The organism is Trebonia sp. (genome assembly GCF_049794275.1).
In the GTDB taxonomy this organism is placed as follows: domain Bacteria; phylum Actinomycetota; class Actinomycetes; order Streptosporangiales; family Streptosporangiaceae; genus Trebonia.
Genome location: NZ_JBARCR010000075.1, coordinates 1 through 10,191, shown reverse-complemented (window position 1 = coordinate 10,191; position 10,191 = coordinate 1). Strand labels below are relative to the sequence as shown.

9 protein-coding genes are annotated in these 10,191 nt (G+C 71.1%); 5 read left to right on the top strand and 4 right to left on the bottom strand.

The window, feature by feature from the left end:
* Positions 1-208: hypothetical protein (locus WA805_RS02090; RefSeq protein WP_425241516.1), on the top strand; the 208-nt coding region annotated here is incomplete at its 5' end.
* Positions 209-217: 9 nt separating this feature from the next.
* On the opposite strand, the gene WA805_RS02085 is transcribed toward WA805_RS02090, so the two are convergent.
* Entirely contained in the window at positions 218-697 is a 480-nt protein-coding gene (locus tag WA805_RS02085; protein ID WP_422284250.1) for a gamma-glutamylcyclotransferase, read from the bottom strand.
* 75 nt (positions 698-772) lie between these two features.
* On the opposite strand from WA805_RS02085, the gene WA805_RS02080 reads away from it, so the two are divergent.
* Entirely contained in the window at positions 773-2,170 is a 1,398-nt protein-coding gene (locus WA805_RS02080; RefSeq protein ID WP_422284252.1) for an NAD(P)H-quinone dehydrogenase, read from the top strand.
* Positions 2,171-2,176: 6 nt separating this feature from the next.
* On the opposite strand, the gene WA805_RS02075 is transcribed toward WA805_RS02080, so the two are convergent.
* A complete protein-coding gene (locus tag WA805_RS02075; protein WP_425241515.1) occupies positions 2,177-2,716 on the bottom strand; it encodes a phosphoribulokinase in 540 nt (179 codons plus the stop codon).
* Between the two features lie 103 nt (positions 2,717-2,819).
* Between WA805_RS02075 and WA805_RS02070 the strand changes: the two genes are divergently transcribed.
* On the top strand, positions 2,820-3,527 hold the full coding sequence (locus tag WA805_RS02070) for a DUF899 domain-containing protein (protein ID WP_422323911.1): 708 nt from the start codon (positions 2,820-2,822) through the stop codon (positions 3,525-3,527).
* Between the two features lie 34 nt (positions 3,528-3,561).
* On the opposite strand, the gene WA805_RS02065 is transcribed toward WA805_RS02070, so the two are convergent.
* Both WA805_RS02065 and WA805_RS02060 read right to left on the bottom strand, forming a co-directional pair.
* Positions 3,562-3,903: a DUF5313 family protein gene (locus WA805_RS02065; protein WP_422277452.1), complete on the bottom strand. Its 342-nt coding sequence runs from the start codon at positions 3,901-3,903 to the stop codon at positions 3,562-3,564.
* Between the two features lie 25 nt (positions 3,904-3,928).
* Positions 3,929-5,692 carry an acetyl/propionyl/methylcrotonyl-CoA carboxylase subunit alpha gene (locus WA805_RS02060; RefSeq protein ID WP_422284258.1) on the bottom strand — a complete coding sequence of 588 codons (1,764 nt, stop codon included), beginning with the start codon at positions 5,690-5,692 and terminating at the stop codon, positions 3,929-3,931.
* A gap of 110 nt (positions 5,693-5,802) precedes the next feature.
* Between WA805_RS02060 and WA805_RS02055 the strand changes: the two genes are divergently transcribed.
* Both WA805_RS02055 and WA805_RS02050 read left to right on the top strand, forming a co-directional pair.
* Positions 5,803-6,678: a 2-hydroxyacid dehydrogenase gene (locus WA805_RS02055; RefSeq protein ID WP_422277456.1), complete on the top strand. Its 876-nt coding sequence runs from the start codon at positions 5,803-5,805 to the stop codon at positions 6,676-6,678.
* 322 nt (positions 6,679-7,000) lie between these two features.
* Complete coding sequence (locus tag WA805_RS02050; protein WP_425241514.1) at positions 7,001-9,814, top strand: putative bifunctional diguanylate cyclase/phosphodiesterase; 2,814 nt, start codon at positions 7,001-7,003, stop codon at positions 9,812-9,814.
* The last annotated feature ends 377 nt before the right edge of the window (positions 9,815-10,191 follow it).

Genomic DNA, 10,191 nt, shown 5'->3' with positions numbered 1-10,191 from the left:
GTTCGGCACGGCGCCGGAGGCGCGGCCTCCGGCGCCCACGGCGGCGGACGCCGACCACGTGATCACCGCGCTGACCGCGCTCGCCGACCAGGCGAACGCGGCGGCCCCCGATGAGCGGGCCGTGCCGCCGGTGAGTACCTGGAACTGGATGGCGGTCGCGTTGATCGTCGTCCCCGCGCTCGCCCTGCTGATCGCCGTCCTTGCCTGAGCGGGGTCCTCAGCCGGGGAGCAGGCCTTCGGTGCCGGACGGCGGGTTCGATGGCCACTCGCGCAGCCAGTCGATGTAGTCGACAGGCGCGCCGGCCTTGATGGCCGCGTCCACCAGGATCGACATGTGCCGCGCGGAGGGCAGGCCGCCCTCGTAGGCGTCGAGCACGTACAGCCAGGCGAGCACGTCCCCGTCCTCGGCGGTGGTCTGCACCCGGACCTTGAGCTTGCGGTAGAAGCCGAGCGTGACCCCGTCCCAGCTGTCGAGTTCCTTCTCGTCGACCTCAGGGACGTCGTAGAGCGCGACGAAGACGCGCTGGGCGGCGTCTTCGACGACCGTGGTGAGCGCACCGTCCCAGCCGATGTCCTCACCGCCGAAGGTCAGGCGCCAGCCTTCAAGCCATCCGGTGCCCCGCTGCGGGGAGTGCGGGCAGCGCGCGAGCATCTGCGCCGGATCCATGTTGCTGCCGTAGGCGGCGTATAGTGCCACGCTGCCTAAGCGTAGAGCGTAATCACCCGAGCCGGCGTGCAACCCAGTAGGGAACGTCCGGGATAATTGCCTAACGTGACCTTGCCACGCCCACGTGTCGCGATCCTGGGCGGCGGTCCCGGCGGCTACGAGGCCGCGCTCGTGGCCGCCCAGCTAGGCGCCGAGGTAACCGTCATCGACGAAGACGGCCTCGGCGGCGCGTGCGTGCTCACCGACTGCGTCCCGAGCAAGACCCTGATCGAGTCCGCGACGACGATGACCTCGCTCGGCCGGTCGGCCTCGCTCGGCCTGCAGCTCGAGGACGGCCACAACCCGGTGGTCGAAGTGGACGCGCCTGCTCTCTACGCGCGGATCAAGGCGCTCGCCGCCGCGCAGTCGGACGACATCACCGAGCGGGTGGCCGCCGAGGGCGTGCAGATCATCAGGGCGAGGGGTACGCTGACCGGCCCGCACACGATCGACGCGGCGGGCACGACCGTGCGCGCCGACGTGGTGCTGATCGCGGCGGGCGCGAACCCGCGGGTCCTGCCGGACGCGGTGCCCGACGGGGAGCGCATCCTCACCTGGCGCCAGCTCTACGATCTCCCTGAACTGCCCGAAGAGCTGATCGTGGTCGGCTCGGGGGTGACCGGCGCCGAGTTCGCCGGCGCCTACCAGGCGCTGGGCTCTCAAGTGACCCTGGTGTCGTCGCGCGACCGGGTGCTGCCGCACGAGGACAAGGACGCCGCGATCGTCATCGAGGGCCTGTTCCGGCGGCGCGGCATGAACGTGCTCGGCAGGTCCAGGGCCCAGGCGGTGCACCGCAAGGGAGACAGCGTGGTCGTGACGCTGTCCGACGGCCGGACGGTGACCGGCTCGCACTGCCTGCTGACGGTCGGCATGGTGCCGAGCACGGCCGGGCTCGGCTGCGAGCACGCGGGCGTCACCCTGGACAGCCGCGGCTTCATCGAGGTGGACCGGGTGTCGCGGACGTCGGCGCCCGGCGTGTACGCGGCGGGTGACTGCACGGGCGTGCAGATGCTCGCCTCGGTGGCCGCGATGCAGGGCCGGATCGCGATGTGGCACGCGCTGGGCGAGGCGGTGCAGCCCATCAGGCTGAGCCACGTGGCCGCCACGATCTTCACCGACCCTGAGATCGCGTCGGTCGGCGTCTCGCAGGCGGCCGTGGACCGCGGCGAGGTCCCGGTCCGCGTGGTGAAGCAGCCGCTGGCGACCAACCCGCGCGCGAAGATGGCGGGGATCCGCGACGGGTTCGTGAAGATCTTCGCCCGCCCGGGCACCGGCATGGTGCTCGGCGGCGTGGTGGTCGCGCCGCGCGCCAGCGAGCTGATCCTGCCGCTGTCGATCGCGATCGAGCAGAACCTGTCGGTTGACCAGATCGCGCACACGTTCTCCGTTTACCCGTCGCTGTCCGGCAGCGTCACTGAAGCGGCCCGCACCGTCATGGAGTTCGGCCCCGACGCGATCGTCTGAACCGGGCTACCCGGTATCGATCACCAGGCCGGCGCGCTCCGGCGTCCGCTCCCGCGCGAGCATCGCGTCCTCTTGCGCCGCCCACATGTCCCAGTAGGGCGCGAAGGTCTCCCCGTCACGGTCAAGAGCCCTTTTCTTCCGAACGGGCGCGGGCGCCTCCAGCCACGCCAGCACGCTCTCGAAGCGGGCCGCCCGCCGCGCCCCGGCGCCGACTCCCTCGACGATGAGCACGTCCGGCGGCTCGAGCGGCAGCGGTTCTGTCCAGCCGCCCGCCGCCCAGTCATACCGCGGCACCCGCGCTGCGCGCCCCGCCCCGAACGGCTCGAGCACCGCGGAAACGAGCAGGTCGATCCCCCGCTCGAGCCCGTCCCACCCGCCATAGAGATCCTCGAGCGACACGACAGCCGCCCCCAGTTCGGCGGACAGCTCCGCCGCGAGCCGTGTCTTCCCGGCCCCGGACCGCCCGTCGATCGCCACCACCCGAGTCCGCCCCGCCCGCGGCGCCGCCGCTAGCAGCGCCGCCGCTATCCGCCCAACCCCGCCCACACCGCCACCCTTCTCCTGCCGCGCCCGTCGGCGATGACTTCTGGCCCGGCGGCGCGTCTACTTCTGGTAGGTAGGCGAACTATGCCAGGAGGTGCCAGACCCGATGAGTCTGCCCGATGTCGTATCCCGTGAAGAGTGGCTGGCGGCCAGGGTCAAGCTGCTCGACGAGGAGAAGGCGCTCACCCGCCACCATGACCAGGTCAACGCGGAGCGGCGGCGGCTGCCGATGGTCCACGTGGACAAGGAGTACATATTCGAGGGGCCCGAGGGCAAGGTAACGCTGGCCGGGCTGTTCGCAGGCAAGCGGCAGCTGATCGTACAGCACGTGATGTTCGGCCCGGACTGGGATGCGCCGTGCCCGAGCTGCTCGAAGGCCATCCCCCAGATGACGCCGACGCTCTTCGAGGGCCTGCGCAACCGGGAGACGACGTTCGTCCTCGCGTCCCTGGCGCCCTATGAGAAGATCGCCGCCGCGAAGGCCGAACGGGGCTGGGACGTCCCGTGGTATTCCTCGTACGGCAGCGATTTCAACTTCGATTACAACGTGTCCTTCGACAGTTCGCGCGACCAGCCGGGATACAACTACGGAACCATGCCGGTAACCGAAGGCGAGCTTCCCGGTGCCAGCTGTTTCCTTCGCGATGGCGGCGACGTCTATCACACGTATTCGACCTACGCGCGCGGCATGGAATACACCACCGGCAGCTTTACGTACATCGACTACACCGCGCTGGGACGGCAAGAGTCCTGGGAAAAGCCCGAGGGCAGGGCGGATGTCTTCCACGAGGCCAACGGCTCGCTCAGCGGCTGACCCGGAAGGGTGCGGGCCACAGCGCCGAAGGCCGTTAGTGGGTGGGGTGGCCGAGATCGGGGTCGTTAGGGACCGGGAGGCCGTGCTGCTTCAGCCGGGCGGCGCGTACGTCGTCGGCGCTGATCAGGACCGTGCCGACACTGGCGATCAATGCGAACCCCGGGACCGCGATACGCAGCCAGTCCGGGCCGGGCAGGAACGCGAGCCCGATGCAGATCGGCACCATGAGCACGAGGAGCCGCCTGACCGTGCGGCCGCGCCAGCCGGCGTCGGTGAGCTCGTGCCGCACCCACTCCCGGTTCTCGGCCGGCAACCGGAAACCCACGGCGAACAGCAGCCAGCGGCCGACGCTCGGGTCTCCAGGCAGCCGAGGCACGACGCTCAGTCCCCTTCGGGTGTCATTAGTCCTTGATCTGGCAGATCTCGGTGCCGGCCGCGACGGTCTGGCCGACCTCGACGGTCAGGCCGGTGACCGTCCCGTCCTTGTGCGCGGTCAGCGGCTGCTCCATCTTCATCGCTTCGAGTATCACCACCACGTCGCCTGCCTTCACGACGCTGCCCTCCGCCGCGACGATCTTCACGATCGTGCCCTGCATCGGGGTGATCAGGGCGTCGCCGCCTCCTCCGGCGTCGCCGCCCCGGGTGCGGCGGGAGGCGGAACGGGAACCACGGGCCCGTTCTGGAGAGGAGGACGAGGTACCGGACGCGGCCGGCACGCTCAGGGCGCCGGGCAGCACGACCTCGAGTCTCTTGCCGCCGACCTCGACGGTCAGCCGCTCGCGGGCGGGTGCGTCGGCGGGCGGGGCGATCGGCTGCGGTTCGAGTTCCGCGGCGAACTCGGTCTCGATCCAGCGGGTGTGCACGTCGAGGTGATCGCCGGCGAACGCCGGGTCGTTGACAACAGCCCGGTGGAAGGGCAGCACGGTGGGCATGCCGCCCACGGTGAACTCGGCGAGCGCGCGGCGCGAGCGCTCCAGTGCCTGGGTACGGGACGCGCCCGTGACGATCAGCTTGCCGATCAGCGAGTCGAACGCCTGGGGCACCGTCATGCCGGCGGTGTACCCGGCGTCCAGCCGCACGCCCGGGCCGGACGGCGGGTTCCACTCGGTGATCGTGCCCGGCGCGGGCAGGAAGTTCCGCGCGGGGTCCTCGGCGTTGATCCTGAACTCGATCGAGTGCCCGCGGGCCGGCGGGTCATCGTAGCCGAGCGGCTCGCCCTCGGCGATGCGGAACATCTCGCGGACCAGGTCCAGGCCGGTGACCTCCTCAGAGACCGGGTGCTCGACCTGGAGCCTGGTGTTCACCTCGAGGAAGCTGATCGCCCCGTCGGTGGCGACGAGGAACTCGCAGGTGCCCGCGCCGACGTAGCCCGCCTCGCGGAGGATCGCCTTCGACGCGTCGTAGAGCTGCTTTTGCTGCGCGCCGGACAGGAACGGTGCTGGCGCCTCCTCGACCAGCTTCTGGTGCCTGCGCTGCAGCGAGCAGTCCCTGGTGGAGATGATCACGACATGGCCGTGGGCGTCGGCCAGGCACTGGGTCTCCACGTGCCGCGGCCGGTCCAGGTACCGCTCGGCGAAGCACTCCCCGTTCCCGAACGCGGCGGTCGCCTCGCGGACCGCGGACTCATACTGCTCGCCGATCTCGTCCATCGTGCGGGCGACCTTGAGCCCGCGGCCGCCGCCGCCGAAGGCGGCCTTGATCGCCACCGGCAGGCCGTACTCGCGGGCGAAATCCATGATCTCTTCCGCCGAGTGGACGGGGCCGTCTGTACCGGGCGCCAGCGGCGCGCCGACGCGCCTGGCGATGTCCCTGGCCTTGACCTTGTCGCCGAGCGCCTCGATCGCCTCCGGCGGGGGCCCGATCCAGGTCAGGCCCGCGTCGGCCACCGCCGTGGCGAAGGCGGCGTTCTCGGCGAGGAAGCCGTAGCCGGGGTGCACAGCGTCCGCGCCGGCCACGGCCGCGACGTCGATGATCTTGCCGATGTCCAGGTACGTCTGCGCCGGCGTGCTGCCGTCGAGCGCGTACGCCTCGTCGGCGATCTTGACGTGCAGGGCGTCGAGGTCTTGGTCGGCGTAGACGGCCACGCTGGCCAGGCCTGCGTCCCGGCAGGCGCGAGCCACGCGGACCGCGATCTCGCCGCGGTTCGCGATCAGGACTTTGCGCAATTTCGCCTCAGGGAACTGAAGGGGGAGCTTCGTCGTAGCTGGGCCGAGTCTAGATCAGTACTGTGTATGGCGTGCTGATGTGGGTGCCCGCGGAGTGGGTTGCGGCTGGTATGACGGAGTTGCCTGGCACGGACGTCGAGATCGTCCCCGTCGAGGACGGGACGACACCGCCGGCGAGCGTGGCGGACGTCGAATTCTACGTGCCGAGCTTCTTTCCTACCGTCGCGAGCGGCGAGGTAATGCGGCTGATGAAGCGGCTGCGCGTGGTGCAGACGCTGACCGCTGGCGTCGACCGGCTGCAGCCGTACGTGCCCGACGGGGCGGTGCTCTGCAACGCGCGCGGCGCGCACGACGCGGCCACCGCGGAATGGACGGTGGCGGCCATGCTCGGCGCGCTGCGCGAGTTCCCGCTGTTCGCCAGGGAGCAGGCGGCGAGCCGGTGGACCTACCAGCCCACAGACCAGCTGGCCGAGAAGACGGTGCTGATCGTCGGGTACGGCTCGATCGGCGCGGCGGTGGAACGGCGGCTCGCCGGGTTCGAGGTGAGCGTGCTGCGCGTGGCGCGCGGTCCCCGAGCCGGGGTAGCCGGTCTCGCGGAGCTGCCCGCCCTGCTGCCCGCGGCCGACGTGGTGGTGCTGCTGGTGCCCTTCACGCCGGAGACCAAGGGCATGGTTGACGCCGGTTTCCTGAGCCGGATGAAGGACGGCGCACTGCTGGTCAACGCCGCCAGGGGCGCGGTCGTGGACACCGCGGCGCTGTGCGCGGAGGTGGCGGCCGGCCGGCTGCGGGCCGCGCTCGATGTGACCGATCCCGAGCCGCTGCCGCCTTCGCATGAGCTGTGGACGCTACCCGGGGTGTTCATCACCCCGCACGTGGCGGCGTCGACGCCGGTGTCACAGCAGCGGGTGGTCCGGCTCGCGCGGGAACAGGCCGAGGCGTACCTGCGAGGCGATCAGCTGCGGAATGTGATCACCGGCACATATTGACGGTGGTTGTCCCGGGATGTTCGCAGGACGCGGCCCATACCGGCTCTTAGTGACCGGACTTGTCTCCCGGTGGACGCCCTTCCTCAACCGAAGCGTGATCTCGGGTACGTAGAGTGATGGCTAAGGCCGGATCGCCGGACCGTCTCCTGGGCGGCGAGACCGGCTATCGACGGGTGCCGCGGGACGCTCGTCAACGGTAACGGGTCGTTGCAGATCCGTTACCGGATCCTCAGTGAATAGCCATGCCAGCACGCTACGCGTTTAGCGAGAGCCGGCCACGGAAGGAGTTCCGGTTGCACCCAACGGGCAGGGGGGGCAAACAGTGAGCATTGTCGTCATGCTCGCCGCGGCCGGAGCTGTCGTCAGTCTCTGGGTGGGCGCGACGCGGCACACTGACTCCGTAGCCAGGGGCTACCGGTGGCTGGGCGGCGCCGCCTTGTTCTGGTGTGCCGGGCTGATCGTGGACACGGTCGTCGCCGGATCGGTGAGTTCCTCTGGGGAGCCGCTCGGGCTGGCCGACGTGGCGCCGCTGCTCGGGCTGGCGGCCGCCGCGACCGGCATCATGGTGCTGGCTTCTCCGTCGCCATCGCAGCGCGCCGCCCAGCAGGGGGAGCACCCGGAGCACGGCACGTCAGGGTCGGTGCTGCCCGGTCTCGCCGATGGGTACGTGATGGCAGTCGCCCTGCTCGTCATCGGCTGGGTGGTGGCGTTCGGCTCGGAGTTCCACCGCTCCGGTGAGCGGCCGTCGACGTTCCTGCTCGACCTGCTGCACCCGCTCGCGGACCTCGCGGTGCTTGGCGCGCTGCTGCCCGTGCTCACCGTGGCGTGGCGCCGCGTGCTCGTGCCGTACCTCGCGCTGCTCGTGCTCACCGTCGCCGACTCCCTCGGCGTCGGCGCCAGGATCTCTGGCGGCCACCAGGGCATCCTCGAGCAGCTCGCCATGATCCTGGCGGCCTGCCTGCTCGGTGTCGCGCCCTGGGTGCCGGCGATCGCCGCCAGGCTGGGACTGCCGGTCTGGCGCAGCGACGGGCACTCGGCGGACGGGCAGACCGGCGGTTCACAGGCCGACGGTTCACCGGGGGCGCGGGGAGTACCGGGCACGCTGGTCACGAGCGGGGGCGCCGCGACGATCGTGGCGGCGGCGGCCGTGGTGGTCGCCGCGTCGGTCGTCATCGTGAACGGCCTGGCGAGCGCACCGGCCACCGGCCTGGCGCTGGTCATCGCCGGGGGCGCGGCCGTGCTCGTGGTCGGGATACGAATCTTCATGCTGGTCAGGGAGAACAGCGTCGCGGTACGGATGTGGCGGGAGTCAGCCGACGGCCTGCGCGACCTGGCGGACCGGACCGGCGACATGGTGCTGATCTGCGACCTCGACGGGACGATCACCTACGCGAGCCCGGCCGCGAGCGGCTTCAGCTACCCGCCGGAGGCGCTGGTCGGCAAGGACCTCGTGGAGTTCGTCCATCCGGAGGACGTCGCGGCGACCCGGGCTGCGGTCCAGCAGGTGCTCGTTCTCGCGGAGAGTGCGGCCATGGGGGACAGCGCGGAGCCTGGCGCCGCGGGCGATACGGGTCGCTTCTCCTGCCGGTTGCGCGCCGTGGACGGGACCTGGCGGCACGTCGAATGCGCCGTGCTCATGTACCGGCGGCCCGCCGAGCCCGCGCAGATGCTGGTGACGGCCAGGGACGTCAGCGACGAGGTCGCGCTGCGCCAGCAGGTGGCCCACCTGACGTTCCACGACGGGCTGACCGGCCTGCCGAACCGCGCCTACGTGGAGGAACGGGCGCGGGAGGCGCTCGCCGTGCCGGAGAGCGGCATCCCCGATGACGCCGACACCACAGGGGCCGAGCGCAGGAGCCGCCGGGCGGGTGTCATATTCCTCGACCTCGACGGCTTCACCGCGGTCAACGACCTGGTGGGGCACGGCGCCGGTGATCTGGTGCTCGCGCAGGCGGCGCGGCGGCTGCGGGCGGTCGTACCAGCCCAGGAGACCGTCGCGCGGTGGGGCGGCGACGAGTTCGCGGTGCTCATGGAGAACGCGACGGCGACCCAGGAGATCGTCGAGCTCGCCGAACGGCTGGCAGGCGCGATCGCCGGGGAGCCGTTCCGGGTCGCCGACAGGGAGATCGGGATGACCGCGAGCGTCGGCGTCGCGGTGGCCAACGAGAGCCCGCCCGGCGTGGTGCTGCGCAACGCGGACGTGGCCATGGCCAGGGCCAAGGACACCGGCGGCGGCCGGGTCGAGGTCTACGCGGCGCACATGCACGCGGACGTGGTCCGGCGCCTCGACATGGCCAGCGACCTGCAGCGCGCGATCGCGCGGGAAGAGCTGACCTTGCAGTACCAGCCGGTCGTCGAGCTGGCTACCTCGCGGGTCACCGGCGCCGAGGCGCTGATCCGCTGGTGGCGCGGGGACGAGGCGGTGCCGCCACGGGCTTTCCTCGCCGTGGCGGAGGATTCCGGGCTGATCGTCCCGCTCGGTGAGTGGGTGCTGCGCAAGGCGTGCGCGCAGGGTGCTGCCTGGCGGGCCGCGTCCTGGGACGTCGGAGTGTCGGTGAACCTCTCGCTGCGCCAGCTCAACGCGCCGCAGTTCCCCGCTCAGGTTGCCGCCGCGCTCGCGGAGAGCAACCTGCCGCCCGGCGCGCTCACCGTCGAGGTGGGCGAGCGGATGCTGGTGGAGGACGCCGGGCTTGTCGCGGACCGGCTGGCCGAGCTGCGCGACCTGGGGGTCAAGCTGGCCATCGACGACTTCGGAATCGGCTACGCCTCGCTGGCTCACCTGCGACAGCTGGCGGTGGACATCGTCAAGATCGACCCGTCGTTCATCGCCGGCCTCGGCCAGGACCCGACTCTGACGCTGCTCACCAGGACCATCGTCCAGGTCGGCAGGGACCTCGGCATGCAGGTGGTGGCAGAAGGGATCGAGCAGCCCCGCCAGCTAGCCGAGCTGCGGGAGATGGGCTGCGGGTACGGCCAGGGCTTCCTGGTTGCCAGGCCGATGGCCGCCTCGGGCGTCGAGGCGCTGATCCGCACCGCGACCGGCACCTCCGCTGCGCAAGCTCCGCCCGAGACCGCCGGGGCGGCCGCCCCGGCGGACGTCAACGGCACGACGAAGCCGGGCGTCCCCGCCGCGTAGCGAAAATTTCCGGACACGGTGTCTCGGATAGTGAGATGGCGACGGTGATAATTTGACGTGGAGCCGTGTCGTAGGTGAGGGTGGTACCCGTGAAGCGGAACTACATCCTCGTACTTGGCTGGCGCGCAGCAAGCTGACCAGTCGGCTTCTGCGCGCACCCCTCGACCGCCGCCCTGGCGCGAGGGGTTTTTTAATGCCGTTAGCCGCCGCACACTCGTGACAAGGAAGCCACACCGATGACCGAGCAGACGAGCCCAGTCTCCCCCAAGGCGCACACCGCCTCCGGGCCAGCGGACCAGCCGCCGGGAAGGGCCAACCCCGGTCCCTCGCCGCTGGACATCCCGGCGAGGCCAGCCCCTCAGAAGGCAGCACCGCCC